The 26,492-nt window shown below is 61.8% G+C and carries 25 protein-coding genes, 1 tRNA gene and 1 pseudogene; 13 read left to right on the forward strand and 14 right to left on the reverse strand.

The features are described from left to right. Positions 1-43: 43 nt before the first annotated feature. Both MHI61_RS25325 and MHI61_RS25330 read right to left on the reverse strand, forming a co-directional pair. Positions 44-1,972 carry an autotransporter assembly complex family protein gene (locus MHI61_RS25325; protein WP_239791030.1) on the reverse strand — a complete coding sequence of 643 codons (1,929 nt, stop codon included), beginning with the start codon at positions 1,970-1,972 and terminating at the stop codon, positions 44-46. A gap of 169 nt (positions 1,973-2,141) precedes the next feature. Continuing rightward, positions 2,142-2,399, reverse strand: a complete 258-nt coding sequence (locus tag MHI61_RS25330) for a YMGG-like glycine zipper-containing protein (protein ID WP_004679653.1) — start codon at positions 2,397-2,399, stop codon at positions 2,142-2,144. Positions 2,400-2,725: 326 nt separating this feature from the next. On the opposite strand from MHI61_RS25330, the gene hemA reads away from it, so the two are divergent. The 7 genes and pseudogenes from hemA to ugpC all read left to right on the forward strand — a co-directional run bounded on the left by hemA (position 2,726) and on the right by ugpC (position 11,455). Then, the gene (hemA, locus tag MHI61_RS25335; protein WP_239792905.1) at positions 2,726-3,940 is read left to right on the forward strand and encodes a 5-aminolevulinate synthase; all 1,215 of its coding nucleotides are present in this window, start codon (positions 2,726-2,728) and stop codon (positions 3,938-3,940) included. A gap of 348 nt (positions 3,941-4,288) precedes the next feature. Further along, a pseudogene (locus MHI61_RS25340) lies at positions 4,289-5,277 on the forward strand (LacI family DNA-binding transcriptional regulator). A gap of 54 nt (positions 5,278-5,331) precedes the next feature. Beyond that, positions 5,332-6,570: a sugar ABC transporter substrate-binding protein gene (locus MHI61_RS25345; RefSeq protein WP_239791031.1), complete on the forward strand. Its 1,239-nt coding sequence runs from the start codon at positions 5,332-5,334 to the stop codon at positions 6,568-6,570. A gap of 75 nt (positions 6,571-6,645) precedes the next feature. Beyond that, positions 6,646-7,563, forward strand: a complete 918-nt coding sequence (locus tag MHI61_RS25350; RefSeq protein ID WP_239791032.1) for a sugar ABC transporter permease — start codon at positions 6,646-6,648, stop codon at positions 7,561-7,563. Continuing rightward, positions 7,560-8,420 (forward strand): carbohydrate ABC transporter permease, encoded by an 861-nt coding sequence (locus MHI61_RS25355; protein WP_239791033.1) that lies wholly within the window; start codon positions 7,560-7,562, stop codon positions 8,418-8,420. Before MHI61_RS25350 ends, MHI61_RS25355 begins: the two co-directional genes overlap by 4 nt. Positions 8,421-8,435: 15 nt before the next feature. Next, complete coding sequence (locus tag MHI61_RS25360; RefSeq protein ID WP_239791034.1) at positions 8,436-10,358, forward strand: glycoside hydrolase family 127 protein; 1,923 nt, start codon at positions 8,436-8,438, stop codon at positions 10,356-10,358. An 11-nt stretch (positions 10,359-10,369) separates the two neighbouring features. Next, positions 10,370-11,455: a sn-glycerol-3-phosphate ABC transporter ATP-binding protein UgpC gene (gene ugpC, locus MHI61_RS25365; protein WP_275593078.1), complete on the forward strand. Its 1,086-nt coding sequence runs from the start codon at positions 10,370-10,372 to the stop codon at positions 11,453-11,455. Positions 11,456-11,495: 40 nt separating this feature from the next. Here ugpC and dxr read toward each other — a convergent pair whose 3' ends face one another. Further along, a complete protein-coding gene (gene dxr, locus MHI61_RS25370) occupies positions 11,496-12,686 on the reverse strand; it encodes a 1-deoxy-D-xylulose-5-phosphate reductoisomerase (protein ID WP_239791036.1) in 1,191 nt (396 codons plus the stop codon). 370 nt (positions 12,687-13,056) lie between these two features. Here dxr and MHI61_RS25375 point away from each other — a divergent pair, with 370 nt between their 5' ends. Beyond that, complete coding sequence (locus tag MHI61_RS25375; RefSeq protein WP_097580703.1) at positions 13,057-13,710, forward strand: hypothetical protein; 654 nt, start codon at positions 13,057-13,059, stop codon at positions 13,708-13,710. Positions 13,711-13,772: 62 nt separating this feature from the next. Beyond that, positions 13,773-14,063, forward strand: a complete 291-nt coding sequence (locus tag MHI61_RS25380) for a BON domain-containing protein (protein WP_239791037.1) — start codon at positions 13,773-13,775, stop codon at positions 14,061-14,063. A gap of 119 nt (positions 14,064-14,182) precedes the next feature. Here MHI61_RS25380 and MHI61_RS25385 read toward each other — a convergent pair whose 3' ends face one another. Continuing rightward, on the reverse strand, positions 14,183-14,335 hold the full coding sequence (locus MHI61_RS25385; RefSeq protein ID WP_239791038.1) for a hypothetical protein: 153 nt from the start codon (positions 14,333-14,335) through the stop codon (positions 14,183-14,185). Positions 14,336-14,439: 104 nt separating this feature from the next. Further along, on the reverse strand, positions 14,440-14,706 hold the full coding sequence (locus MHI61_RS25390) for a hypothetical protein (RefSeq protein ID WP_010034937.1): 267 nt from the start codon (positions 14,704-14,706) through the stop codon (positions 14,440-14,442). Between the two features lie 165 nt (positions 14,707-14,871). Between MHI61_RS25390 and MHI61_RS25395 the strand changes: the two genes are divergently transcribed. Both MHI61_RS25395 and MHI61_RS25400 read left to right on the forward strand, forming a co-directional pair. Further along, positions 14,872-15,390, forward strand: a complete 519-nt coding sequence (locus tag MHI61_RS25395) for a DUF2937 family protein (protein WP_239791039.1) — start codon at positions 14,872-14,874, stop codon at positions 15,388-15,390. Between the two features lie 92 nt (positions 15,391-15,482). Continuing rightward, positions 15,483-15,728 carry a DUF982 domain-containing protein gene (locus tag MHI61_RS25400; RefSeq protein ID WP_010034930.1) on the forward strand — a complete coding sequence of 82 codons (246 nt, stop codon included), beginning with the start codon at positions 15,483-15,485 and terminating at the stop codon, positions 15,726-15,728. 32 nt (positions 15,729-15,760) lie between these two features. Here MHI61_RS25400 and MHI61_RS25405 read toward each other — a convergent pair. Further along, positions 15,761-15,837: transfer RNA gene (locus MHI61_RS25405), tRNA-Arg, on the reverse strand. Between the two features lie 54 nt (positions 15,838-15,891). Continuing rightward, a complete protein-coding gene (locus MHI61_RS25410; protein WP_239791040.1) occupies positions 15,892-17,055 on the reverse strand; it encodes a M20 aminoacylase family protein in 1,164 nt (387 codons plus the stop codon). Positions 17,056-17,213: 158 nt separating this feature from the next. Here MHI61_RS25410 and MHI61_RS25415 point away from each other — a divergent pair, with 158 nt between their 5' ends. Both MHI61_RS25415 and MHI61_RS25420 read left to right on the forward strand, forming a co-directional pair. Then, positions 17,214-18,347, forward strand: a complete 1,134-nt coding sequence (locus MHI61_RS25415; RefSeq protein WP_239791041.1) for a D-alanyl-D-alanine carboxypeptidase family protein — start codon at positions 17,214-17,216, stop codon at positions 18,345-18,347. A gap of 24 nt (positions 18,348-18,371) precedes the next feature. Continuing rightward, positions 18,372-19,586: a GTP-binding protein gene (locus MHI61_RS25420; RefSeq protein ID WP_239791042.1), complete on the forward strand. Its 1,215-nt coding sequence runs from the start codon at positions 18,372-18,374 to the stop codon at positions 19,584-19,586. 33 nt (positions 19,587-19,619) lie between these two features. Here the strand turns inward: MHI61_RS25420 and MHI61_RS25425 are convergent, their stop codons facing one another. The 7 genes from MHI61_RS25425 to MHI61_RS25455 all read right to left on the reverse strand — a co-directional run bounded on the left by MHI61_RS25425 (position 19,620) and on the right by MHI61_RS25455 (position 26,459). Further along, positions 19,620-20,393, reverse strand: a complete 774-nt coding sequence (locus MHI61_RS25425; RefSeq protein WP_239791043.1) for a FadR/GntR family transcriptional regulator — start codon at positions 20,391-20,393, stop codon at positions 19,620-19,622. Positions 20,394-20,402: 9 nt separating this feature from the next. Next, on the reverse strand, positions 20,403-21,683 hold the full coding sequence (locus tag MHI61_RS25430; protein WP_097608898.1) for a TRAP transporter large permease: 1,281 nt from the start codon (positions 21,681-21,683) through the stop codon (positions 20,403-20,405). A gap of 4 nt (positions 21,684-21,687) precedes the next feature. After that, positions 21,688-22,266: a TRAP transporter small permease gene (locus tag MHI61_RS25435; protein ID WP_097608897.1), complete on the reverse strand. Its 579-nt coding sequence runs from the start codon at positions 22,264-22,266 to the stop codon at positions 21,688-21,690. 141 nt (positions 22,267-22,407) lie between these two features. Further along, a complete protein-coding gene (locus MHI61_RS25440; protein WP_097663460.1) occupies positions 22,408-23,385 on the reverse strand; it encodes a TRAP transporter substrate-binding protein in 978 nt (325 codons plus the stop codon). A 462-nt stretch (positions 23,386-23,847) separates the two neighbouring features. After that, positions 23,848-24,072: a sulfurtransferase TusA family protein gene (locus MHI61_RS25445; protein WP_239791044.1), complete on the reverse strand. Its 225-nt coding sequence runs from the start codon at positions 24,070-24,072 to the stop codon at positions 23,848-23,850. 5 nt (positions 24,073-24,077) lie between these two features. Then, a complete protein-coding gene (locus MHI61_RS25450) occupies positions 24,078-25,310 on the reverse strand; it encodes a murein L,D-transpeptidase family protein (RefSeq protein WP_239791045.1) in 1,233 nt (410 codons plus the stop codon). 195 nt (positions 25,311-25,505) lie between these two features. Continuing rightward, positions 25,506-26,459 (reverse strand): acetyl-CoA carboxylase carboxyltransferase subunit alpha, encoded by a 954-nt coding sequence (locus MHI61_RS25455; RefSeq protein WP_239791046.1) that lies wholly within the window; start codon positions 26,457-26,459, stop codon positions 25,506-25,508. Positions 26,460-26,492 lie beyond the last annotated feature (33 nt).

A 26,492-nucleotide genomic window follows, 5' to 3' on the forward strand; every position in this document is an offset into this window, starting at 1 on the left:
CATGACGGCTCACAGATCGGACATCACAGCGGAACCGGCGATCCTAGAAGGACTGGCCGATGCCGGCGTAAATTCCATAATCTGTGCCATCTTCGTACTTGTTAAGCGGCACGGCAAAATCAAGCCGCAGCGGGCCGAAAGGTGTGGCATATCGTATTCCGGCGCCGGCGCCGGCGCGGATATCGGAAAAACCAGGGAAGGTGCTGTCCGATACGGTGCCGAAATCGACGAAGGGAACGACGCCGATCGTATCGGTGATTTTGATGCGGGCCTCCAGCGAAGCTGTGACATAGGAGCGGCCGCCGGTGGCGTCGCCATTGTCGTTATAAGGCGAGATTTCCTGATAGCTGTATCCGCGCACCGAACCACCGCCGCCGGCAAAGAAGCGTTGCGTGGCGGGAATGTCCTCGATCCCGCCGCCGCCGATCAGCACGCCGCCGGCAAGCTTGCCGGCCAGCACCAGGCGATCCTCGGCGCCGAACGGCAGATAGCCGGAGATAGAGCCTTCGAACGCCGCATAGGGCGTAGCATTGAAGATCTCGTAGCCGGGCTTTGCCGAAACCGTCGCACGATAGCCCTCCGTCGGGTTGAACTTGTCGTCGCGGGCGTCGCGGTCATATTGCAGCGGCAAGGTGAAGGTCAGATAGTCGTTCGTGCCGAAGGCGTCGTCGTCGCGCTCCCAGCTGACCTCGCCGCTCGCCGAAACCGTATCCTTATCGGTCAATTCGTAGGAAAGGCCGAGCGAGGCGGTGACGAGCGTCGCGTTATACGCGTCCGGATTCTGCGTCTTGGCGACGATGCCGGCCTTCAGAGTGGCGGCCGGAAAGAAGGCGCCGGGCTTGGTAAAGAGGATGCCTGCGGAATAGTCGAGGCTGCCGACATCGGTGGTTTCGCCGAGCCGCGAGACCGAGCCCTCGATCCTCAGCGTCTCGGCTTCGCCGAACAGGTTGCGGTGGCCCCAATAGCCCTGAATGCCGAAGCCGTCGGTGGTGGAATATTGCGCGCCGATGCCGAAATAGCGCCGCTTGCCTTCGGAAACCTCGATCGTCATCGGCAAGGTGCCGTCCGGCGCCAACGCATCGCCCTCGTGGATGGTGACGCTCGAGAAGACGCCGAGGGCGCGAAGACGCTCGCCCGCCTTTTTCAGCGCTTCCGGCGAGTAGGCTTCGCCTTTGTTCAGCCGGGAATAACGCTGGATGAAACCGGGCCGGACGGTTTTTTCGCCGGTGACGCCGACATCACCAATCGGGGCGACGGGCCCGCCTTCGGCGGCAAGCACGATGTCGACCGTATCGCTTCTATGATCGGCGACGACCTTGCGTTCGGTCAATTTCGCGAAGGGGCGGCCTTCGCTTTTCAACTGCTCGACTATTCTGTCGCCGGCCTTGATGATGGCGAGCGAACCGGCCTCGGCGCCGGGGGCAAGGTCGTAATCGGCGGGATTCCGGTCTGCGGCGTCGCCGCCGAACTGCACTTCCCTGACCCTGAAGACGGGGCCGGGGGTTATATCGACGGTGACGGGGATCGGCCCGGAGCGGTCGAAGGTCGGATTGGGCGGCAGGTCGTCGATGTTCTGGCCGTCGATGGTGATCGTCACCACGCCGCCGTAGCGGGCCTTTTCATACAAGGCGGCAATCAGCCGCTCGCGGTCGTCGCGCGCCTTGACGACGATGCCAAGATCGCCGGAGACCGGCTGTTTCTGGTCGCTGACGAGGCGGGAACTGTTTTCCAGCGCTTCCTTGAGATCGGGATCGGCGGTGTCGGCCTTGAGGTCGACCTGATAGCGCACCGGATCGGGCACCTGTTGAGCTTCGTCCTCGTCCTTGCCGAAGATAGTGATGCCGAAAAGCTTGAAGGCATAAGCGTCGCCGATCAGGACCGGTGAGAACGCAGCTGCCGCCGCGACCACCATCATGGTGCCTGTTCGCCGATACGCAGTACCTGTTTTCGGGCCTGTCCCTCTGATCCGCATCCGCTGCTTTTGGTTTACGCCTACATGAAGCTTCGTTGCCCAGCCGTGAACAGCTTAGCGGCAAAAACGCGCGGGGTGTACCATTTTAAATTGCCAACGCGCTAATTTAGCACAAAAAATCCCGGATGTGTGTCCGGGATTTCCTGTTTTTGCCTTCTTATAAGCGCTCTCAGCGCGGGCAGGCGTCGATGTAGCGGCGGCCGTAGCGGTCGCGATAGTAGCACTGGCCGGGCTGTTCGGCGACGCTGCCGATCAGGGCGCCGGAGACACCGCCGATAGCGGCGCCGACCGCCGCGCCACGGACATTGCCGGTGACCGCACCACCAATGACGGCGCCCGATGCAGCTCCGATACCGGCACCCTGCTGGGTCGGCGTGCAGCTTGCGATCGACAGGCCGATCAATGCGAGTATTACAGCTTTCTTCATCTTTTCTCTCCGAGGTTGTTGCCCATAGGGCAAAGGCCGTCCCTTTTATTTTTAGTCAGGCTAGACGGAAAACTATGTCGGAAGAATGGGTTGTCCACTGGTGCGCCGATTTTTTTGCGATAATGACTGTCGTCGCCCTTCATGCGGTTCGCGAATTTCGACGGGTGGTTGCGGCATGAATTTGATTGATCGCGGCTCGCAGAATTTTTATCTGGAATCATTCAAAAAACTGGGCCTTTTGCCGCAGTTGATGGTAAAGCAAAAGGTAAGCATTGACGCGCGGACGTCCGGTCGGCAAGAACGGCCGCGTGATACTGGAGCATATGATGGATTTCGAAGCATTTTTCAAAAACGAGCTGGGCGGGCTTCATGCCGAGGGCCGTTACCGCGTTTTTGCCGATCTCGAGCGTCAGCGCGGCCATTTCCCGCGCGCCACACGCCATACGGCCGACGGCGAAAAGGACGTCACGGTGTGGTGCTCCAACGACTATCTCGGCATGGGCCAGAACCCGAAGGTGATCGAGGCGATGAAGGCCGCCATTGACCACTGTGGCGCGGGTGCGGGAGGCACCCGGAATATTTCTGGCACCAACCACTATCACGTCCTGCTCGAGCGTGAGCTTGCCGACCTGCACGGCAAGGAATCGGCGCTGATCTTCACCTCGGGATATGTCTCCAACTGGGCAGCACTCGGCACGCTCGGCGCCAAGATCCCCGGCCTGATCATCTTCTCCGACGCATTGAACCATGCCTCGATGATCGAGGGCATCCGTTACGCCAAGTGCGACAAGGTGATCTGGAAACACAATGACGTCGCCGATCTCGAAGCCAAGCTGAAAGCCGCCGATCCGAAGGCGCCGAAGCTGATCGCCTTCGAGAGCGTCTATTCGATGGATGGCGATATCGCCCCGATCAAGGAGATCTGCGACCTCGCCGACCAATACGGGGCGATGACCTATCTCGACGAAGTGCATGGCGTCGGCATGTATGGCCCGCGCGGCGGAGGCATTGCCGAGCGCGAGGGGCTGATGGACCGACTGACCGTCATCGAGGGCACGCTCGGCAAGGCCTTCGGGGTGATGGGCGGCTATATCGCCGCCTCGGCCGCCCTTTGCGATTTCATCCGCTCGTTTGCCTCCGGCTTCATCTTCACCACGGCGCTGCCGCCGGCATTGGCCGCCGGTGCGGTCGCCTCGATCCAGCACCTGAAGGTCAGCCAGTTCGAGCGCGCCCGCCATCAGGACCGGGTGCGCAAGCTCAGGGCCATGCTCGACCAGCGCGGCATTCCGCATATGCACAATCCCAGCCACATCGTGCCGGTGATGGTCGGCGATGCCGCCAAGTGCAAGTGGATCTCCGACCTGCTGCTCGACAATTGCGGCGTCTACGTCCAGCCGATCAACTATCCGACCGTGCCGAAGAAGACCGAGCGGCTGCGAATCACCCCGACGCCGCTGCATTCCGACGCCGATATCGCCCATCTCGTCGACGCGCTGCATTCGCTCTGGTCGCGCTGCGCGCTGGCAAGGCACGTCGCCTGATTCTCTAATATTGCCATGTTCGAATCGCGGCCAGAATCTCGATTAGAGGTTCTGGCCGCGATTGGTTTTGCGGCCGTGAGCCTTCGCCCCTAAACCTCTTTCTGCCCTGAACAGTGCCACCCGGCGCTGGTGCAGTGGGACGTGCCTATCGGTCTCGAGGCTCGATAAGCTTCCGTGCGCTTGCTTTTCACCGTGCAGCAGCATCTTCGATGCCGGCCTTTCGAATTGAATGAGAAAACCTTTTCTCACTTGACACAAGAATTGGTAAAAGCTTTTCTCAAGCCACTTCATAAGGAGGAAGCGCTGAACCTAACGGGAGGAAAAAGAGGCAGGATCACCATCCATGAGGTGGCGTCGGCGGCCGGGGTGAGTATTTCGACGGCGTCGAAGGCGCTCAACGATACCGGCCGGATGGGGGCGGAAACGCGCGAGCGGGTGAAGCGGATCGCCGGCGAAATCGGCTATCGGCCGAATGCCCTGGCGAGAGGTCTGCTCAGCAAGCGCAGCTTCACCATCGGACTGCTGACGAACGACACTTATGGTCGTTTCACGCTGCCTGTGATGGCGGGCATTTCGGATGCTCTCGTCGATCATGGGGTTTCGGTTTTCCTGTGCGCCATCGAAGACGATCCGGCTCTCGCCCAGATCCATGTCGATGCGATGCTGGACAAGCAGGTCGACGGCATCATTGCGACGGGCAAGCGGCTGGACCGGCGTCTGCCGGTCGATCTGTCGAATTTGCATGTGCCCGTCGTCTACGCCTTCACCGAGGGGACGCAGAACAGCGTTACCTTCCGTTCGGACGATGAACAGGGTGCGAGACTGGCGGTCGAATGGCTCGCGAAGGTCGGGCGGCGGCGGATCGCACATATCACCGGGCCGGAGGAGTTTTTTCGGTGCGGGAGCGTGCCGGCGCCTATCATGAGGTGGCGGGCCATCGCGAGCCGGTGCTTTACGGCGTCTGGTCTGAAAGCTGGGGGCATGAGGCGATCGGGCAGCTTTGGAAGAGGCCGGGCGAAAAACCGGACGCGCTCTTCTGCGGCAACGACCAGATCGCCCGCGGCGCGGTGGATGCGCTGCGCGAGCGCGGCATCAAGGTGCCGCAGGACGTTTCGGTGATCGGCTTCGACAATTGGGAGATTGTCGCGGCTCAGACGCGGCCGCCGCTGACGACGGTGGATATGGAACTGAAAGAGCTCGGGCGGCAGGCCGGATTGACGGTGCTGGCGCTTGCGGAAGGACGGCCGGTCGAGCCGGGTGTCAGAAAATTGCCGTGCCGGCTCGTCGTCCGGCAGTCATGCGGGGGAAAAGCCCCAGGGAATGAGATCGAGGAATGAGACCAAGAGAATGAGCGAAGGCGCGAGGAGATGCGCCATATTGGGAGGAATGTCATGATCAAGCGTCTATTGGCGGCGACCGGCATCGCTACCTTATGCCTGGTGTCGGCTGCCGCGGCTGCCGAAAATGTCGAAATGTGGGTTCGCTCGGGGATCGGCGACGCTTTCAAGAAGGTCGTCGAAGCCTATAATTCCAGCCATGAGAACAAGGTCGTGATGACCGAAGTGCCGTTCTCCGAACTGGTGCAGAAATATGCAACCGCGATCGCCGGCGGGCAGGCGCCCGACGCGCTGTCGATGGATCTCATCTACAACCCCGCCTTTGCCGCGGCCGGCCAGCTGGAAGACCTGACGGACTGGGCAAAATCGCTTCCCTATTTCAATTCGCTGTCGCCGTCGCATGTCCGCCTCGGCACCTATCAGGACAAGGTCTACGGCCTGCCGCTTTCGGTCGAAACCTCGGTCTTTGCCTGGAACAAGGATCTCTACAAGAAGGCCGGTCTCGACCCGGAGAAAGCGCCGGCGAGCTGGGAGGAAATCACCGCCAACGCCGAGAAGATCCGGGCGCTGGGTGACGACACCTACGGCTTCTATTTCTCCGGCGGCGGCTGCGGCGGTTGCATGATCTTCACCTTCACGCCGCTCGTCTGGGGTGGCGGCGCCGACATCCTGTCGGCCGACAGCAAGACGGCGACGCTCGACACGCCCCAGATGCGCAAGGCTGTCGACATCTACCGCAACATGGTCAAGAAAGACCTGGTGCCGGCGGGTGCGGCCAGCGACAACGGCACGAACTTCCTGACCTTTACCAACGGCAAGATCGGCCAGCAAAGCCTCGGCGCCTTTGCCATCGGAACCTTGGTGACCCAGCATCCCGAGATCAATTTCGGCGTGACCCTCATTCCCGGCGTCGACGGCAAGCCTTCGTCCTTTGCCGGCGGCGACAACTTCGTCATCACCAAGGGAACGAAGAAGATCGACGCGGTGAAGGAGTTCCTCGAATATATCTATTCGATGGACGGCCAGAAGATCATGGCGAAATATGGCAGCCTGCCGACGCGCGGCGATATCGCCGACAAGGTGCTGGAGGGTCTCGATCCGCGTATGCAGGTCGGCCTCAAGGCGATCAGCGTCGCCAAGACGCCCTATACGCTGCAGTTCAACGATCTGATCAACAGCGCCAACGGCCCATGGGCAAGCTTCACCAACGCCGCCATCTTCGGCGATGATGTTGACGGTGCGTTTTCGAGCGCCCAGTCGGAAATGCAATCGATCATCGATAGCGGCCAGTAGACTCTCCCGAGGCCGCGGCCGGGGAGCGGTGGCAGCTTCCCGGCCAATTCCAATTCAAAGATGCGGAGCGTTTCGATGACCGGTTCCGGCTCAGAGATACTATTGCCTCGGCGCAGGCGACGGCGCAGATCGAACTGGCGCGGCCTTGCCTATATCGCGCCTGCCATGGCGCTGGTCATCGTCTTCTTCATCATGCCGGTTCTGTTCACGGGATGGATGAGCCTGCACAACTGGCCGCTGATGGGGGCGTCGCGCTGGATCGGCTTCAACAACTATTACCGCATGGTCAACGACACCCGCTTTATGACGGCGCTGAATTTTACCGCCTATTACACGATCATCGTCACCATCGCGATCTTCGCCGTCGCCTTTCCGCTCGCCATATTCGTCGAAAAGGAGCGGCAGTTCGTCAGCACCTATCGCACCATCATCTTCCTGCCTGTCGTCGTCGGCCTTGCCACCGCCTCGCTGCTCTGGGTCTGGCTCGCCAATGTCGATAGCGGCTTCATCGGCCCGGCCTTGAAGGCGCTCGGTGTCGTCGAAAAGAGCCCCAATCTGCTTGCGACTTTCGATACCGCGTTTCTGACTGTTGTGGTGATGGTCGTCTGGAAGATCGCCGGCTTCACGATGATCATTCTTCTTACCGGGCTGCAGGCCATTCCGTCCGAACTGACGGAGGCGGCCCGCATCGACGGCGCCGGCCGCTGGCAGCGATTCCGGCATCTGACGCTGCCGCTGATGCGCAAGACGATCGCCTTGGCGCTGATCGTCTCGGTCACCGGCTCGATCCTCGCCTTCGACCAGTTCTACATCATGACGTCGGGCGGACCGCAGAACAAGATGATCTCGGTCGTCTATTACATTTTCAATCAGTCCTTCGTGTCGTTCAACCTGGGTTATGGCGCAGCGCTGTCGATCGTGCTTCTCGCCATCCTGGTGGCGATCAGCATCGTGCAGCTCTGGCTGCTGCGTGTCGGGGAGGAACGCCCATGACGTCAAGGGAACGCCGGACGCGCAAGGCGATCCGCGTGAAGTCCGTCTATCATCTCACCGGCATCGCCATTTCGATCTTCTTCCTGGCGCCCTTCGCGATCACGCTGCTCGCCTCCTTCCGGCAGGGCACGGAAGCCAGCCTGCCGCCCTTGCCGCCATGGCCGACATCCGGCGTCAGCTTCGATGCCTATGCGCTGCTCGATACGTTCGGCGCCGGCATCTGGCGGCACATGATCAATTCGCTGTTCGTGTCGGTCGCTACCGTGGTGCTGACTGTTCTCGTCAGCCTGCTCGCCGGCTATGGCTTCTCCCGTTATCGCTTCCCGATGAAGAATGCGCTCTTCGTGCTGATCATCGCCACGCTGATGATCCCGTTCCAGTCGATCCTGACGCCGCTCTTCATCATCCTGGCGAAGCTCGGCCTCAACAATTCGCTCATCGGGCTCACACTCGTCTATGTGACGCTGCAGCTGCCCTTCTCGGTCTTCATGATGCGCAACGCCTTCGACGCCGTGCCGAAGGAGATCGAGGAGGCCGCCCGCATCGACGGGGCGCGCGACCTCCGGCTTCTCGCCCGCGTTCTCTTGCCGCTGGTGCTGCCCGGTGTGGCGACGGTGGCGATCTTTGCCTTCCTCAATGCCTGGAACGAGTTTCTCGCCGCTCTCGTGCTGCTCTCCAGCAACGAGAAATACACCCTGCCGGTGCTGATGACGGCGGTCCGCGCCGGCCGCCTCGGCGCCATCAACTGGGGAGCGGTCCAGGCCGGCGTCATCGTCATGACGATCCCATGCCTGATCGTCTTCCTGCTCCTGCAACGCTACTACATGCGCGGGCTGATGGCCGGCGCGGTGAAATGAGAGAAAGTCGAGCCCATGACCAAATCAAGCAATGACCGCCAGTTTCGTCCCGTCGCCGTTCCCGATGTTGATCTCGGCGGCTTCTGGGGCAAATGGCAGGATGCCGTCTGCAATTTCACCGCCGAGACGCTGCTCGACCGCTGCGTCGAGGCCGGCATGCTCAAGGCGATCGACGTCGATCAGCCGAGCCCCGGTGTCGTCATTCCCATTCAGCCCTGGGGCGGGACAACGCAGATGTTCTGGGATTCCGACCTCGGCAAGTCGATCGAGACCATCGCCTATTCACTCTACCGCCGGCCGAACCCGAAGCTCGAGGCGCGCGCCGACGAGATCATCGACATGTATGAGCGGATGCAGGACAAGGACGGCTACCTGAACGCCTGGTTCCAGCGCGTCGAACCATCCCGCCGGTGGACCAATCTGCGCGATCATCACGAGCTCTATTGTGCCGGGCACCTGATAGAGGCGGCGGTCGCTTATTATCAGGCGACCGGCAAGCGCAAGCTGCTCGACATCATGTGCCGTTATGCCGATTACATGATCAAGGTTTTCGGCCATGGCGAAGGCCAGATCCCCGGCTATTGTGGCCATGAGGAGATCGAGCTCGCGCTGGTCAAGCTCGCCCGCGTCACGGGCGAGAAGAAATATCTCGACCTGTCGAAATTCTTCATCGACGAACGCGGCACCGAGCCGCATTTCTTCACGGCGGAGGCCGTTCGCGACGGCCGCAGCCTGTCCGACTATCATCAGAAGACCTATGAATATGGGCAGGCGCACCAGCCGGTGCGCGAGCAGAAGAAGGTCGTCGGCCACGCCGTGCGCGCCATGTATCTCTATTCCGGGATGGCCGACATCGCCACCGAATACAGAGACGACAGCCTGACGGCGGCGCTGGAAACGCTGTGGGACGATCTGACGACCAAGCAGATGTACATCACCGGCGGCATCGGGCCGGCGGCATCGAATGAAGGCTTTACCGACTATTACGATCTGCCCAATGCCACGGCTTATGCGGAGACCTGCGCCTCCGTCGGCCTGGTGTTCTGGGCGAGCCGCATGCTCGGACGCGGTCCGGACCGCCGCTATGCCGACATCATGGAACAGGCGCTCTACAATGGCGCGCTGCCCGGGCTTTCGACCGACGGCAAGACCTTCTTCTATGACAACCCGCTGGAAAGTGCGGGCAAGCACCACCGGTGGAAGTGGCACCATTGCCCCTGCTGCCCGCCCAACATCGCCCGACTGGTGACCTCGATCGGCTCTTATATGTATGCCGTCGCCGACGACGAGATCGCCGTGCATCTCTATGGCGAGAGCACCGCGCGGCTGAAGCTTGCCAACGGCGCCGAGGTGGAACTGGAGCAGACCACCAACTATCCGTGGGACGGTGCGGTGGCCTTTACCACCAGGATGAAGAAGCCGGCGGCATTCGCGCTGTCGCTGCGCATTCCCGATTGGGCGGAGGGCGCATCCCTCAGCGTCAACGGGACGATGCTCGACCTCGGCGCCAATATCCGTGACGGATATGCCAGAATAGATCGGCAATGGGCCGACGGCGATCGCGTCGCCCTTCACCTGCCGCTTTCGCTGCGCCCGCAATATGCCAATCCGAAGGTGCGCCAGGATGCCGGCCGCGTCGCGCTGATGCGCGGCCCGCTCGTCTACTGCGTGGAAACGACGGATAATGGCGAGGATCTCAATGCCATCGTCCTGCCACGCGCGCTTCCGGCGGCCGAAACCGTCGTGCTGAAGGATCTCAACGATGCCGTCGCCCTCGATCTCAAGGTCGAACGCGAGGAGACGTCGAACTGGGGAGGGCCGCTCTACCGCAAGGCGCCGGCCGAGCGGCGGGTCGCCACGGCGCGCTTCGTGCCCTATCATCTGTGGGACAACCGCGCGCCCGGAGAGATGCTCGTCTGGGTCCAGGCGGACAAGTAGGTCGTTTGGGGATGACGAACGGTATGGGCAATAAGAGCGTCGTGCTCCAGGACGTGCGAAAAAGCTATGGCAATCTGCAGGTGGTCCACGGGATCGATCTGACGATCGATGAGGGCGAGTTCGTCGTTTTCGTCGGCCCGTCCGGCTGCGGAAAATCGACGCTGCTTCGCATGATCGCCGGCCTCGAGGACGTCACCGACGGCGAGATCGAGATCAAGGGACGTCTCGTCACCGATCTCGATCCATCCGAACGCGGCATTGCGATGGTCTTTCAGTCCTACGCGCTCTACCCGCATATGAGCGTGCGGGACAATCTCGCTTTCGGCTTGAAGATGGCGCGCACGAGCGGCGCCGAGATCGAGACGCGCGTCAAGGCCGCCTCTGCGATCCTGAAGATCGACCACCTTCTCGACCGGCGGCCCGGACAGCTTTCCGGCGGCCAGCGCCAGCGCGTGGCGATCGGCAGAGCGATCGTGCGCAAGCCCGATGTCTTCCTGTTCGACGAACCGCTGTCCAATCTCGATGCGGAGCTGCGCGTTTCCATGCGCATCGAGATTGCCCGCCTGCACCGCGAACTCGGCAACACGATGATTTATGTCACCCACGATCAGACCGAGGCGATGACGCTTGCCGACAAGATCGTCGTGCTGCGCGACGGCCGGGTCGAGCAGGCCGGAACGCCGCGGCAGATCTACGAAGATCCGGCCAATACCTTCGTGGCGGGCTTCATCGGTTCGCCGCGGATGAACCTGCTGAATGCCCGCGCTGCCGAGCAAGGCCTGGTCGAGGTCGCCGGCGTCCGCATCGAAACGGCCTTGTCCTGCACGGGCCGGCCGGCCGGAGGCGCCGTGACGCTCGGTCTGCGGCCGGAGCATCTGAAGGTGGCGCCCGATCGGTCAGGCAGGCTGGTCGCCACGGTCGATTTCTCGGAATATCTCGGAGGAACGCAATATCTCTACTGTCAGCTCGGCGACGGCCAATCGCTGACCGTCGAGCATCGTTCGCCGGTCAGCATCGCGGCCGGCGATGAGGTCAGCCTGCTGTTTGAGCCGGCCGATTGCCGGTTGTTCGACGAAGGCGGCAACCGGCTGCGGTAGTTGCAGCCGTTACAGCGCTTAAGGAATTATGTCGTAGGCCTCAGCCGACGAGATCCAGCTTCATCAATTGCGAAGCCCGCTGCCGGGCCTGGCTGTCGGCGCTGAAAACATCGTCCATACCGGCCGCCGGCGGCAGGTGGGCCAGATCGTCCATGACCCTCTCGGTGATGTCGGCCATGGCGAGGAAGGACAGGCGTCCTTCGATGAAGGCTTCCAGCGCCACTTCCTTGGCGCCGTTCAGCACAGCGCCCTGGACACCGCCGCGTGTCATCGCAAGACGCGCCAGCCGCAGCGCCGGGAACCGCACCTCATCGGGCGCCTCGAAATCCAGCCTTGCGAGCCTGGCGAAATCCAAGCGCTCGATCGGCAGGTTCGGCCGGCGCGGAAAGGACAGCGCATAACCGATGGCGGTGCGCATATCGGGCGCGCCGAGCTGGGCGAGGACCGAGCCATCAGTATAGCCGACCATCGAATGAATGATCGATTGCGGGTGGAGGATGACCTCGATCTGTTCGGGTTTCAGGCCGAACAGATGCCGGGCTTCGATCATTTCCAGCGCCTTGTTGAACATCGAAGCACTATCGATCGAAATCTTCAAGCCCATCGACCAGTTCGGATGGGCGCGCGCGGTTTCCACCGTCACATCGGCCATTTCCTTGAGCGAGGCGGTGCGGAAGGGGCCGCCCGATGCCGTCAGGATGACGCGTTCGACGGCGTGGCGCTGGTTTTCTTCCAGCACCTGGAAAATCGCATTGTGTTCGCTGTCGACGGGAAGCAGCTTGCCGCCGCCTTCACGAATCGACTTGAGGAAGAGATCGCCGGCCGAGACCAGGCATTCCTTGTTGGCAAGGGCGATATCGGCGCCGCGGCGTGCGGCGGCGAGGGTCGGCGCGAGGCCCGCGGTGCCGACGATTGCCGCCATCACCCAGTCGGCTTCGCGATCGGCGGCTTCCATAAGGCCTGATTTTCCCGACGCGACCGCGATGCCGCTGCCGGAAAGCGCGCTCTTCAGCGATTCGTAATGCCGGTCGCTGGCGGTCACCGCCAGGCGTGCGCCCGATGCTTTTGCCTGCCGGGCCAGCAATTCGACATTACCGTTGCCCGTCAGCACGGAAATTTCGAAGTTGTCCCGTCCGCCCAGGTGTTCGACGACATTGAGCGTGTTGCGGCCGATCGAGCCGGTCGAACCGAAGATGCTGAGGCGCCGCGGCGCCGTTTTGCCGGTCGTCATGTGGAATTTCGCGAAAATTTGTCTCGTAGGCTCAGGCTCTACTAGGGTTTGGAAGGTGCGGCAAGTGTGCAGTGCAGCAGATTTCCGCCCTCAAGGGGTTTACAGAGCGGCGGCGAGATGTGATCCTGGCAACATTCCTGAGGGAATGAGTCTCAGGCGGCCGCTCATGGTCGCATGGGTATCCTCAGGGCGCCGCGGCGTCCATTGAACAGGCACCTGGCTGCCGTCGGCCGTTTCGGCCACACATTAAATCGAGGATGACGTTGGGATGGACGGCTTGGCCGCGCCGCTCCCTTGCGGGTTCGCTGTGCGCACTTTTGCTGCGGCATCGCGCCGTTCGGCGAGCAAGCTTGTCAAACGATCGGGTCACATGACGATATTCAAGATAGCCTGCATTCTTTTCACCGTGCTGCCTTTTTCGCTCCCCGCGGCGGCAAAGGCGGACGACCTGCTGATCTGGTCGCCCGCCAAACTTTCGGACCGGTCGTACAAGGCGACAATGGGTTTTCGCCTGCCGGCGGAATGGGAAACAAGCGCCGGCGCCGACATTGCGCTGGCCGCGACGAAAGGCGGCGCGCCGCTGCCCGATTCCGAGCAGGCGATGCTCTGGGGCAGAATCGTGAGAACGAACGTCACACCGGCCGGCCAATCACAGCGGGGTGTGAAGGTCAGCGTCGATACGCTGCGCGGCAGCGGCGCGCTGACGCTCAGCCGTTCGCGCAGCTGGATCCTGTCGGATTCGCTCGACATGCAATCGAGCCGCTCCGTCAGCGTCGGTTACGACCCGGTCGATGCCCGACAGACCTCGGTGACGGCGTCGCAGGCGCTGAAACTCATCCATCCCTGGACAGGAACCTCGCTTTCGGCCGGCGCCGGCCTCAGCAATGTCAGCGGCGACTTCTCCAGTTCGGTGGCCGTCAGCCAGACGATCCTGCCGAATCTCAATCTCGATGCGTCGATGAACAACCCGTTTTCGGACGATGAAGCCGGCAGCGTCAATCTGCGCTATCGCCTCAACTGGTAACACGCTGAAACCAAAACCAGCCGGCGGGCGTTTCCTTTCAAGGTTTCACAGAGGAACGGGTCATGGTTTTCAAGGAGCAGACATTTCACGGGCTGGAGCCTGAAATGGAAGCGGAAATCGCCAATCGTGCGTCGGTCGAGGCGGCCGTCGCCAATGCGCTGGCGATTGCCGGCGGCATCGATGCGTCCGATGTCGAGGTGACGATGGAAAAAGACCAGATCGTGCTCAGCGGCACGGTCGGCACAGTCGGGGAGATCGAACGGGCGACCGCGGTCGCCATGGCCGTCGACGGCGTGCATAACGTTCAGAACCGCATCCTCCTTGGCGGGTTCTCCCTGGACGGCACGCATTGATGGGGAGGGGCGCTCCACCGCATTGGAAGGAGCGCAGGTCGATAGGCCATGCTGCCGTGGCTCGATGGCGAGTCGCGCTGGCTTCTCGGTCGGCCATTCTCGGGCCGGCGTTCAGCTGATCAACCGGCGAAGCGCTCGATCAGAAAAGACGAGCCGGCCGGCCGATCGGTCTTCGCCGTGGCCACCGGTCCCTGCAACTGGTAGGCGATGGTGAGAAGCAGAGCGCAGACCGCAATATAGGCGATTGCCAGAACAGTCATCTTGATAAGCATGGCGAATACTCCCATTTCGCCCTAAACGCGGCGGGATTTGCGAAGTTCCTTGCCGGAGGATACCAGATGAAAACCCCGGCCGAAAGGATCGGCCGGGCTTTGCCTTATCGGCAGATTCGGGTTTCCTTGATGACCGTATGGCCGTGGCGGCGGATCTTTTCCGTCTTGGTGAAGCAATCGCGGGAAACGTAGCGCCGCCGCATGTCGTGGCGATAATAGGGGCTGTGGTGGCGGTAATAGGGGCGTTCCGAATCACGGTAATAATAGGGGCGCGCGTCATCCGTGGTGATGGTCACACTTGCCGCCTGGGACGGCACGACGGATAAAACGGACGCTGCCGCGAGCGTGCAGGCGAGGATGAGCTGTTTCATGACGAGCCTCTCTTTCTTAGTTGCTCAAGGGGAGCAACCCGGTTGTCATGGTGTCAACTCACCGGAAGTGTCGCCGGTTCAATCACATAGCGTTACCGATTGTGTCGATCAGAAACCTTTACGGCCGCCGATCGTTAGCGCAGGGAATAGCCGGAGGCATCGATCATGGGACCGATTGCAAGGATCATCGCCATCGTCGCCGGGCTTGCCGGCGGCACGGTGTTTTCGCAGGCGCCCGAATTTGCCCAGCAATATCGCCAGCGAATCGGCGGAGCGATCGACGAATTGCGCGTCATCGTCGAGGATTTCCACAGGCAGGCGGCCGAGCACCAGCTCGATCGCCAGCAGGCGCTGAACACCTATGCGCAATCTTCCGACGATTTCCTGCGCGGCCGCGGCGTCTCCATGCAAAGCACGATCGCACGCTACGAAACGCTGCTGTCGCAGCAGCTGAAACTCGGCACCGCCACCCTCGTCGCCAAGCCGTTCGTGCTCATGGGGGAACCGGATGATGTCGTTTTCGCCAACACCTTGCGGGATTTCGTGCCCGGCGTGCCGATCAGCTTCGCCGGCCTTGTCTGGGCTGCGATTGGTTTTGTCATTGCTTGGATCGTTGCGGCGCTGTTGGGATTTGGCGTGCGGCGCGTTGTGCGCGGCCGGCGAACCTCTCCCCTGGTGCGATGAATCGATATGGGAGCCAATGCGGTCGCGCCGATTTACAAGGCGCGATCGATTATTCTAATTGCTGGCGCAGCACGCAAGGAAGGCCAAAGAGAATGCAGACCATCTGGACAAAGCCGGTGACGATCGCCCTTGAAGGACCGGATCAATGGGTGGTGATCCAGACCACTCAGGCTGCGACATGGGCGTTGATTGAAGACTGGCCGACAGACGAGGGCCCCGCCCTGGATCGGGCTTGTGCCGTATGCGCCGATGTCATCTCCGGAAAGCGAAGCCGGGAGGAGGCACGACAGGCTTTCATCGAGGCTGCGATCGAGGCCGGAATTCCGATCAAGGTTTGAAGGAATACGCGATCTGCTCATCGCTTAAAGACTGGTGATCCCGGCGCGATTCGAACGCGCGACCCCCAGATTAGGAATCTGGTGCTCTATCCTGCTGAGCTACGGGACCACTTGCATGCCATGCATACAAAAGGCTTGGCGCGAAGCCAAGCCTTAATTCTTGTCAAAGACCGAGGCGCTGTTCGGCAAGGCGGACCCAGTAGGAGACGCCGTGGGCGATGGCTTCGTCGTTGAAGTCGTAGGCCGGGTTATGCAGGCCGGCGCTGTCGCCGTTGCCGATGAAGATGAAGGCGCCGGGGCGGGCGTTCAGCATGTAGGAGAAGTCCTCGCCGCCCATCATCGGATCGATTTCGGCATTGACGTTTGCCTCGCCGGCAATGGCGCCGGCGATGGCGACCGCGTGCGCGGTCTCATCAGGATGGTTGACGGTGACGGGGTAGTTGCGGTGGAAGCTGATCTCGGCTTCGGCGCCGTGGGCAGCAACCACGCCCTCGACGATCTGCCGGAAGCGCGTTTCGGCGAGCGTGCGCATCTCGTCGTCCAGCGTGCGGACCGTGCCTGCGAAGGTCGCATCGTTCGGAATGACGTTATGGGCGAAGCCGGCGTTGAACTTGGTCACCGAGACGACGACCGAACTGATCGGATCGGCGGTGCGCGAGGCGATCATCTGCAGGTTGGCGACGATCTGGGCACCGATGGCGATCGGGTCGATCGTCCGGTGCGGCTGGGCGGCGTGGCCGCCGCGGCCCTTGATGGTGACGGTGAATTCGTCGGTCGCCGCCATGATCGCGCCCTTGCGGATGGCGAACTGGCCGACGGGCAGGCCCGGCAGATTGTGCATGCCATAGACCTCTTCGATCCCGAAACGCTCCATCATGCCGTCCTTGACCATCAGGTTGCCGCCGCCGCCGCCTTCTTCGGCGGGCTGGAAGATGACAGCGACATTGCCGTTGAAATTGCGGGTCTCGGCCAGATATTTCGCAGCGCCGAGCAGCATGGCGGTATGGCCGTCATGGCCGCAGGCATGCATTTTGCCCGGCGTCTTCGAGGCCCAGGGCTTGCCTGATATCTCGGTCAGCGGCAGGGCGTCCATGTCGGCGCGCAGGCCGATGGTGCGGCGACCTTCGCCGTTGCCTTTGATCAGCCCGACGACCCCGGTGCGCCCGATGCCGGTGACGATCTCGTCGACACCGAATTCCTTCAGCTTTTCGGCGACGAAAGCGGCCGTGTTTTCCACCGCGAAGAGGAGCTCGGGGCGGGCATGAATGTGGCGGCGCCATTCGGCGACTTCATCCTGCAATTCGGCGGCTCTGTTCAAAATCGGCATGTTGGCGTTCCTGTTATGAAATCCCGACAATCTTTGATCGCATCAAAAGGGTGTGAGGCTTTTGGAAATTACTTCGTCAATGACCTTTGCCATGTCATAGCCATATAGGCTAGATAGAGGAAGGTTGCGAGATTTTCCGGACATCTGAAGGACGAACCGTGTCGACGAGCCACTTCCGTTTGTTTGCCGCAAAGCGGCCGTTGCGTTTCACCGCCGCTGCGACTGCCGCTTTTCTCGCCTCCGTTTCGCTCTCTCAGGCCAATCCGCATATTCTCGTCGACGTCCAGACCGGCCGCGTGCTCGAACACGAGGAAGCCTTCCGCAAGTGGTATCCGGCCTCGCTCACCAAGCTGATGACGGTCTATACCGTGTTCGATGCGATCCGCGCCGGCCAGATCAGCCTTGATACGCCCATTGTCATGAGCAAGCGCGCCGCCGCGCAGCCGGCCGCCAAGATGTATTTCAAGCCCGGCCAGAAGCTGACGCTCGACAGCGCGTTGAAGATCCTGCTGGTGAAATCGGCGAACGACGTCTCGGTTGCGGTTGCCGAAGCCGTCGGCGGTACGCAGGAAGGCTTCGTCACGCGGATGAACGGCGAGGCGTTGAAGCTCGGCATGACGGATTCGCATTTCGTCAACCCGAACGGCCTGCCGGGCAAGGGACAATTTACGACGGCGCGTGATCTCGCAGTGCTGACGGTGGCGCTGCGCCGCGATTTTCCGCAATATGCCGGCTATTTCGCGCTGGAGGGTTTTACCACCGGCCAGCAGAACGTGCCGAACCTCAACATGCTGATCGGCCGCTTCGCCGGCGCCGACGGCATGAAGACCGGCTTCATCTGTGCCTCGGGCTTCAACCAGATCGGTTCGGCGACGCGCAACGGCCGCACTCTCGTCTCCGTCGTGCTCGGCACCGACAGCCTGGCGGCGCGCGCCGATGCGACGGCGAACCTTTTGCAGAAGGGTTTCACCACCCAGTTTCCCGGCAATGACACGCTCGGTTCGCTGAAGCCTTACGGGCAGGGACAGGACCAGGTGACCGACATTACCGCCGATATCTGCAGCGCCAAGGGCGCCAAGATACGCAGCGAAACGCGCGACGAGGTCGGCCGCATGAAGGTGAGCTCGCCCTATATTCTGGAAATGGACCACGATCCGCAATTCGTCTTCGCCGGCCTCATTCCCGGGCAGGATCCGCAGCCGGCGGCACAGCCGGAAAAAGTGGCGACCGGCGATACGGCCGGAGGCATCGCCAACGTGCCGGTGCCGATGCCGCGCCCGACGTCTTTCTAACATAAGTTTTCAAGGTCAAACGAGATGAGCGCGCTCAACGACAGGATTCCGGTCACCATCCTGACCGGCTTTCTCGGCGCCGGCAAATCGACGCTGCTCAACCGCATCCTCAAAGACCCCGAGATGAAGGACGCGGCCGTCATCATCAACGAGTTCGGCGATGTCGGCATCGATCATCTGCTGGTCGAAAGCTCCGGCGATTCGATCATCGAGCTCTCCGACGGCTGCCTGTGCTGCACCGTGCGCGGCGAGCTGGTCGATACGCTGGCGAACCTGATGGATGCCGTGCAGACCGGCCGCGTCAAGCCGGTGAAGCGCGTCGTCATCGAAACGACCGGCCTTGCCGATCCGGCGCCGGTCATGCAGGCGATCATGGGCAATCCCGTCATCGCCACGAATTTCGAGCTCGACGGCGTCGTGACCGTCGTCGATGCGGTCAATGGGCTACAGACGCTCGACAATCACGAGGAAGCGCGCAAACAGGCGGCCGTCGCCGACCGGCTGATCATCTCGAAGACATCGCTGGCCGGCGCAACGGCCGGGCTGGAACAGCGCCTGCGGGCGCTCAATCCACGCTCGGCGATGATGGATGCCGACAGCGCCGAGGCCGGCAGCGCCGCGATGCTGGTGAACGGGCTCTACGACCCGGCGACGAAGATCGCCGATGTCGGCCGCTGGCTGCGGGATGAGGATACGCACGAGGCGCATCACCATCACGACCACGCCCATGATGACGATCACCATCATGATCACGGTCATGATGATCATGATCACGCTGGCGGTCACCACGGCCACCACCATGATCATCACAATCATGATGGCGCTCACGCGCACCAGCACGCCCACGACGTCAATCGGCACGATGCCTCGATACGGTCTTTCTCGATCATCGAGGAAAAACCGATCGATCCGACGGCGCTCGAGATGTTCATCGATCTCCTGCGCTCGGCCCATGGCGAGAAGCTGCTGCGGATGAAGGCGATCGTTTCCGTCTCCGACCGGCCGGAACGGCCGCTGGTGCTGCATGGCGTCCAGAGCATCTTCCATCCGCCGGTGCGCCTTGCCGCCTGGCCGGACCCGCAGGACAAGCGTACGCGCATGGTGCTGATCACCAAGGATCTGCCCGAGGCCTTCGTGAAGGATCTCTTCGACGCCTTCCTCGGCAAGCCTCGCATCGACAGGCCCGATCGCGCGGCGCTGTCCGACAATCCGCTCGCAATTCCAGGCGTGCGGATGTAACCGCTCCAACGTATCGTTGTGATGCGATCGTCTTCAGCCGTTGTGTTTACGGGTGCCTGAAAGCCACCTTGCCTGCTGGCCGCTCAGCAGCGTGCGATAGCGCTCCTGGCTTGCGGTCAGGTGAGCCCGCATGGCGGCGCGCGCGGCTTCCGGGTCACCGGCCGAAATCGCTTTCAGGATTGCCAGATGCTCGCGCTGCAGGCCTTCCTGATAATCGCGCGACAGCGTGCTGTCCGTGCCCCAGGGTGAGGCGATATCGCAGGGGATCGCCCGCATGCCGAGCGCATCGAGAACTTCCACATAATAGGAATTGTTCGTGGCAGCCGCGATTTCTCGGTGAAAGGCGAAGTCGCTCTTGCCGGTCGCCTCGCCGCGCTCGAGCAGCCGGTCGAACTCGAAGAAGGCTTCATGGATCTGCGCTTCCTGAGCTGCATTGCGTCGCAGCGCTGCAAGTCCAGCGCTTTCGATCTCCAGTCCCATGCGCACTTCGATGACGTTGAGTGCATGGGAAATCTTGTTGCCGACATCGAGGCTGATCGAGCCGAAGGCAATCGTTGGATGGTTCATGACGAAGACACCAGCCCCTTGCCGTGCCTCGACGAGGCCGTCGGCGGCAAGGGTTGCAATCGCTTCGCGGACCACGGTGCGGCTGACGCCGAAAAGCTCGCCCATCCGGGTCTCCGTCGGCAGCTTTTGCCCGGGCGCGTAGGCACCGGACACGACCTGAGCGCGGATGGCCGAAACCACGCCTTCGGAGAGTTTCGGCCTTCGCTCGATCCTTGAGTCAACGGCTGTATCGGCCGCCATGTCGCTCTCCTATTTGAACACAGCCGGCAGCCACAGCGAAATTGCCGGGATGTAGGTGACCAGACCGAGCACCACGAGGCCGGCGCCGTAGAACGGCCAGATCGAGCGCATAGCCTCCCAGACCGAAATCTTGCCGACCGCACAGGCCACGAATTGCACGGCCCCGACGGGAGGTGTGTTCAGCCCGATGCCGAAATTCAGGATCATGATCACGCCGAAGTGCACCGGATCGACACCGTAAGCCTGTGCCACCGGCAGGAAGATCGGCGTGCAGATGATGATGGTCGGTCCCATGTCCATGAAGGTGCCGAGCACCAGCATCAGCACATTGAGCAGGAGCAGCACCGTCAGCGGATCGTCGGCGACGCTCTTCATCCAGGTAACCAGCGAAGCGGGCACCTTGAGGAAGGCCATCAGCCAGGAAAATGCGGCGGCGGTGCCGATGATCAGGAGCACCATTGCCGTCGTGCGCACGGCGCCTTGCGTCGCGTGGACGAAGTCTTTCCAGCTCATCTGCCGGTAGACGAAGAGGGTTACCAGCAGCGCGTAGAGCACAGCGATGCAGGAGCTTTCCGTCGCTGTGAAAATGCCGGACCTCACCCCGCCGAAGATGATGGCGATCAGCAGAAGCCCGGGCACCGCGACGGCGAGCAGGTGAGCCACCATGACAAAGCCGGGAAACGGCTCCGTCGGATAACCGCGCGAGCGTGCGACGATGTAGGCGGTTACCATGAGCGCGGCTGCGAGCAACAGGCCAGGCAGGACGCCGGCGGTGAACAGATCGGCGATCGATATCTTGCCGCCGGCGGAGATCGAATAGATGATCATATTGTGGGACGGCGGCAGGAGCAGCGCGATCAGCGCCGCCATCGAGGTGACGTTGACCGCGTAGTCGGCACCATAGCCGCGCTGCTTCATCTGCGGGATCATCAGGCCCCCGACGGCTGCGGCCTCTGCCACCGCCGAACCCGAAATGCCGCCGAACAGTGTTGCGGTGACGATATTGACCTGGCCGAGGCCGCCGCGCACATGGCCGACCAGGGAGGCGGCGAAGGCGACGATGCGGCTCGCGATGCCGCCGCGCACCATCAGGTCGCCGGCATAGATGAAGAAGGGAATGGCGAGCAACGAAAACACGCTCATGCCGGAATTGAGCCGCTGAAAGATGACCAGCGGCGGCAGGCCCATATAGGCCACGGTGGCGAAGCTGGCGACGCCGAGACAGAAGGCGATCGGCGTGCCGATCAGCATCAGGGTGGTGAAAACACCGAACAGAATCCAGAGTTCCATCGCGCTATACCTTCAAATTGGCGTTCGGGTCGGCATTGATGTTTTCGATCTCGACGGCGATCTCCGCCGGCAGAATCTCATCCAGCACGTCGTCGATCGGTTCGCCGGCGAGGCGGAGCACAATGCGCTCCAGCGAGAAGATCACCGCGAGGACACCGCCGCCGGCGAGCGGCAGATAATCGAACGCGCCTGAGATGCCCAGCGACGGCAGGGTGGTGTTCCAGGTCAGGCTCATGAGCGCGCCGCCGTACCAGATCATGCCGGCGCCGAAGGCGAGGATGACCACATCCGAAATCATGCGCAGGACACGCTTGCCGGATTTCGGCAGCACGTAGAGCAGCACGTCGAAACCGAGATGATTGTTCTCCCTGATGCCGACGGCGGCGCCGAGGAAGATGAACCAGCTCATCAGCATGACCGAGCCCGGCTCCGTCCAACTCGGCGAGTCGTTCAATACGTAGCGGCAGAATACCTGCCAGGCGACAAAGACCGTCATCAGGATCAGGCCGGAGCCGGCGAGCCACAGGGCGGCGTTGCTCAGGCGGGCCAGGACGTTGGTGACGGGTGTCAGGTTATTCGACATGAGGGCCTCGTCGAAATCGGGCGGGCAGTCTCCCTGTCGGGAGATGGATGAAGATGCGTGCGAAGCGTGAGCGTGAAACGGGGTGGAGAAACCGTCCACCCCGCTAAGTCACGCCGCCCTGCGCAAGGAGGCAGGCGAAGGCTACTGCACAGCCTTTACGTCCTCGACCATCTTCTTCAGCACGTCGTCTTTGACGTGCTTCTCGTAAACCGGAGCCATGGCGTCGATGAAGCCCTGCTTGTCCGGTGTGGTGATCTGCGCGCCGAGCTTTTCGACATTGGCGCGCGATTCAGCGACCTTGGCCGCCCAGAGTTCGCGCTGCTTGCCGACGCTGTCCTTGGCTGCCTGCTTGAAGATCTCCTGATCCTCGGGCTTCAGCTTGTCGAACGCGGCCTTGTTCATGACGAACACCTCCGGCAGGATCGTGTGCTCGTCGAGCGAGTAGTTCTTCGCCACTTCCGCATGCTTGGCGGTGTCGTAGCTCGGGAAGTTGTTTTCCGCGCCGTCGATGACGCCGGTTTCGATCCCCGAATAGACTTCGCCATAGGGCATCGGCGTGGCATTGGCGCCGAGGGCCGCCACCATGTCGACGAAGATGTCGGACTGGATGACGCGGAACTTCAGGCCTTTCATATCGGCAACCGCGTTGATCGGCTTCGTCTTGTTGTAGAACGAGCGCGCGCCGGCATCGTAGAAGGCGAGCACGACGAGGCCGGCCGGTTCGAACGCCTTCTTGATCTGATCGCCGACGGCGCCGTCCATGACCTTGTGCATGTGCTCTTCGGAACGGAAGATATAGGGCAGGGCCGGAACGATCGATTCCTTCACCGTGCCGTTGAAGGGCGCCATCGACACGCGATTGAGCTCGATCACGCCGGAGCGCACCTGTTCGATCGTGTCCTTCTCTTCGCCGAGCTGGGCGGAATGGTACACTTCGACCGAATAGCGGCCCTGCGTGCGCTCCTTCACCAGTTCACCGAAATATTTGACGCCCTCAACAGTCGGATAGCCGTCCGGATGAGTATCGGACGATTTCAGCACCGTTTGGGCGCTGGCGGCGCTGCTCATGAATGAAGCGGCAACCATAAGACCGGCCGCCAGTGTAACAAAGTTTTTCATGCTCTCCTCCCAATTTGCATGACGATTATTCTCAGAAGTCCGTATCCCGGCTTTGCTGAAGATCCCTGCACGCTTCGCCTGCTTCCTGCGATTTCCAAGGCCGGCCACGGATGGGCACGATGGAAACGTCACGCGAAAGAGGCTCATGGCGACACAGCAAAGTGTCGCGGCGTGCTCATCGGATCCGATGGCGCACGCTTACCTTTTCTCGTGGAAACAGAAGATGTGGATCAGTCAGCCTCCGCTATTCTCGCCGTTCCTCCGACCGGCTCACTATGGCTAGAACCAGCCAAGTATAATGTCAACATACAAAAGCTGTGTAGTTGTATGATGAATTTTAGGCGCGGGAGTGGCTTCGAGCGCCAGCCGCGAGAACATGGGCAGCGTAAATGGGAGATGCGCCGGCAGTGTGATGATGCCGCTTCGGACGGCATCTGCTCTGACCATTAATGCAGAACAGTATTAGCGCTTTCGAATCAGGAAGCGATGGCCGTTTTCGGTCTTTTCGGTTTCGACCAGCTCGTGACCGTCCTCATTGCAGAAATGCGGCATGTCGATCACGGCCAGCGGATCGGTGGTGTCGACGCGGATGAGCGCGCCGCTTGCCATGGCGGCGAGCTTCCTGCGTGTCTTCATCACGGGGAGCGGGCATTTCAGGCCGCGAAGATCGTAGAGAACGGGGTTCAAGCCGTTCAGTTCCGCGCCCAGAATTTCCAGAACGGCTTCTTTGCCACGGCTTCCGCCGTTTCCTGCGGTTCGGGCGCGGTAAAGGCCAGCGGGTTCTGCGTCGGCACCGGCACGACCGGCGGGGTGGCGGCAGCGACGGCCATTGGCTGCGCCTGCGGCTGGGCAGGGGCAGCAGGCGTGGCGCCCGGCGCTGATTTGGCGGCGAGGCCCTGGGCGGTGCGCTTGGCCATCAGGTCTTCGAGTTCGGCGACCTTGACCATGCGGCCGGCTTCCAGCGAGGTGCCGGTCGGGGCGAAGGCCAGCTCGCGGCCCTTGCGCAGCTTGGCGACCACCGCCTTGCGCTCGGCTTCGGACGGGTCGTACCAGGCCATGCCGTCATATTTGCTCATCGCCTTGGCATAGTCGGCATCATAGGTCTTGCCGTAGGACGCAAGAGCGGCCGTCAGCGCCGGCGGCGTCGACATGGCAGGGCATTTGCCGGCGGCATTGAAGGCGCCGCCATCGGTTACCTGCTGGTTGAAGACGTATTTCTTCTCGCAGACGGCCACCTCGGGCGGGCGCTTCGTCACTTCGAAATTGTCGTAGCCGACCTTCAGCATCTTCCAGAAGTCGTAATTGCTGTCGAGGCGATGCTTGACCATGTTTTCCGCCGTCATGCGGAAAGGGAAGGCCTGCAGCTGCACGGTCGCCTGGCCGCCCTTGAAGGCGTCGCGGGCGAAGGCATAAATCTCCAGCACCTGCTGGTCGGTCATCGAATAGCAGCCGGAGGACGAGCAGGCGCCATGGATCATCAGATCGGAGCCGGTGCGGCCGTTCGCCGCGTCGTAGCGGTTCGGGAAGCCGGTGTTGATCGCCAGATAATATTTCGAGTTGGGGTTCAGATTGGCGCGCGTCAGGTCGTAGAAACCTTCCGGCGCCTGCCGGTCGCCGGTCTTTACCTTCGGACCGAGACGGCCGGACCAGGCGCAGATCTTATAGTCGGCGATCTTGTCGAAACGGTTATCGGTCTTCGCCTTCCAGATCTCCATGGCACCTTCTTCCTTGAAGATGCGGATCATGATCGGCGAATTGCGGTCCATGCCCTTGGCGGACATGGCGGTGAGGATATGAGGGGGGAGCGGCTGCTCGACCTTGTTCTTGACCTTGGAAAGATCGACCTGCGCGGTTTCCAACGCGTCATTGCAGCCGGAAAGAGCCAGCGCCATGAGGGAAACATAGGCAAAATGACGTATGCGCATCCAAACTAGCCCATAAAGAAGTGCGACCCGGTCGCCTAAAGAGTCCTAGCACGAGGCAGAATCATAAGCGGCTTATACTTGACAAATCCTTACCAGCCTATGACGTGTGAGGAACGCCCCCGCAAGCGCAAATGTTAGAGATAACATCAATGTGGCCAAGGTTTGGCCTCAATCGGCAAAGAGTTGCAACTGGCCTTACAGATTCCGGCCCATGTTGAGGAATTTCTGGCGCCGTTCGTTGCGCAACTGTTCGCCGGAGCGGGATGCCATTTCGGCCAGCGCATTGGCGATGACGTCGCCGGTTGTGGCAATGACGCTGTCGGGATCCCGATGGGCGCCGCCGAGCGGCTCGGAAATGATGCCATCGATGACGCCAAGCGACTTCAGGTCTTCGGCGGTGATCTTCATGTTGGTCGCGGCTTCCCGGGCGCGGGTCGAATCGCGCCAGAGAATGGAAGCGGCGCCCTCCGGCGAGATGACGCTGTAGATCGAATGCTCGAGCATATAGACCCTGTTGCCGGTGGCGATCGCGATCGCGCCGCCCGAGCCGCCTTCGCCGATGACGATGGAAACGAGCGGAACCTTGACGCCGAGGCACATTTCCGTCGAGCGAGCGATCGCCTCGGCCTGGCCGCGCTCTTCGGCGCCGACGCCGGGATAGGCGCCGGCCGTATCCACCAGCGAAATCACCGGCAGGCCGAAACGATCGGCCATTTCGAGGATGCGGATCGCCTTGCGGTAACCTTCCGGGCGGGGGCTGCCGAAATTGTGTTTCAGGCGGGACTTGGTGTCGTTGCCCTTTTCCTGGCCGATGACGGCGACAGGTTGGCCGCGGAAGCGGGCAAGACCCGCCTGGATCGCGGCATCCTCGGAAAATTTGCGGTCGCCGGCGAGCGGCGTGAATTCCTGGAACAGCGTCTTGGCGTAATCGACGAAGTGCGGGCGCTGCGGATGGCGGGCGACCTGCGTCTTCTGCCAGGGATTGAGCTTGGAATAGATTTCGACGATCGCCTCACGGACGCGAACCTCCAGCCGGCTGATCTCATCGGTGGTGTCGATGCTCTCGTCTTCCGTTGCGAGCTTCTTCAGCTCGATGATCTTGCCTTCGAGGTCGGAGATCGGCTTTTCGAAGTCGAGATAATTGTGCATGAGGTGCGTTTCCGTTCCTTGTGCCCGGGGCGT

The sequence above is a fragment of the Rhizobium sp. K102 genome (assembly GCF_022385315.1).
Lineage (GTDB): Bacteria > Pseudomonadota > Alphaproteobacteria > Rhizobiales > Rhizobiaceae > Rhizobium > Rhizobium croatiense.

Coding starts and splice junctions, on each gene's coding strand:
- MHI61_RS25455 (WP_239791046.1), bottom strand. CDS start 26,459: ATGCACAATTATCTCGACTTCGAAAAGCCGATCTCCGACCTCGAAGGC.
- MHI61_RS25375 (WP_097580703.1), top strand. CDS start 13,057: ATGACGATATTCAAGATAGCCTGCATTCTTTTCACCGTGCTGCCTTTT.
- MHI61_RS25325 (WP_239791030.1), bottom strand. CDS start 1,972: ATGCGGATCAGAGGGACAGGCCCGAAAACAGGTACTGCGTATCGGCGA.
- MHI61_RS25450 (WP_239791045.1), bottom strand. CDS start 25,310: ATGCGCATACGTCATTTTGCCTATGTTTCCCTCATGGCGCTGGCTCTT.
- MHI61_RS25430 (WP_097608898.1), bottom strand. CDS start 21,683: ATGGAACTCTGGATTCTGTTCGGTGTTTTCACCACCCTGATGCTGATC.
- MHI61_RS25380 (WP_239791037.1), top strand. CDS start 13,773: ATGGTTTTCAAGGAGCAGACATTTCACGGGCTGGAGCCTGAAATGGAA.
- MHI61_RS25350 (WP_239791032.1), top strand. CDS start 6,646: ATGACCGGTTCCGGCTCAGAGATACTATTGCCTCGGCGCAGGCGACGG.
- MHI61_RS25440 (WP_097663460.1), bottom strand. CDS start 23,385: ATGAAAAACTTTGTTACACTGGCGGCCGGTCTTATGGTTGCCGCTTCA.
- hemA (WP_239792905.1), top strand. CDS start 2,726: ATGGATTTCGAAGCATTTTTCAAAAACGAGCTGGGCGGGCTTCATGCC.
- MHI61_RS25355 (WP_239791033.1), top strand. CDS start 7,560: ATGACGTCAAGGGAACGCCGGACGCGCAAGGCGATCCGCGTGAAGTCC.
- MHI61_RS25425 (WP_239791043.1), bottom strand. CDS start 20,393: ATGGCGGCCGATACAGCCGTTGACTCAAGGATCGAGCGAAGGCCGAAA.
- dxr (WP_239791036.1), bottom strand. CDS start 12,686: ATGACGACCGGCAAAACGGCGCCGCGGCGCCTCAGCATCTTCGGTTCG.
- MHI61_RS25385 (WP_239791038.1), bottom strand. CDS start 14,335: ATGCTTATCAAGATGACTGTTCTGGCAATCGCCTATATTGCGGTCTGC.
- ugpC (WP_275593078.1), top strand. CDS start 10,370: ATGACGAACGGTATGGGCAATAAGAGCGTCGTGCTCCAGGACGTGCGA.
- MHI61_RS25420 (WP_239791042.1), top strand. CDS start 18,372: ATGAGCGCGCTCAACGACAGGATTCCGGTCACCATCCTGACCGGCTTT.
- MHI61_RS25410 (WP_239791040.1), bottom strand. CDS start 17,055: ATGCCGATTTTGAACAGAGCCGCCGAATTGCAGGATGAAGTCGCCGAA.
- MHI61_RS25330 (WP_004679653.1), bottom strand. CDS start 2,399: ATGAAGAAAGCTGTAATACTCGCATTGATCGGCCTGTCGATCGCAAGC.
- MHI61_RS25395 (WP_239791039.1), top strand. CDS start 14,872: ATGGGACCGATTGCAAGGATCATCGCCATCGTCGCCGGGCTTGCCGGC.
- MHI61_RS25390 (WP_010034937.1), bottom strand. CDS start 14,706: ATGAAACAGCTCATCCTCGCCTGCACGCTCGCGGCAGCGTCCGTTTTA.
- MHI61_RS25345 (WP_239791031.1), top strand. CDS start 5,332: ATGATCAAGCGTCTATTGGCGGCGACCGGCATCGCTACCTTATGCCTG.
- MHI61_RS25360 (WP_239791034.1), top strand. CDS start 8,436: ATGACCAAATCAAGCAATGACCGCCAGTTTCGTCCCGTCGCCGTTCCC.
- MHI61_RS25435 (WP_097608897.1), bottom strand. CDS start 22,266: ATGTCGAATAACCTGACACCCGTCACCAACGTCCTGGCCCGCCTGAGC.
- MHI61_RS25400 (WP_010034930.1), top strand. CDS start 15,483: ATGCAGACCATCTGGACAAAGCCGGTGACGATCGCCCTTGAAGGACCG.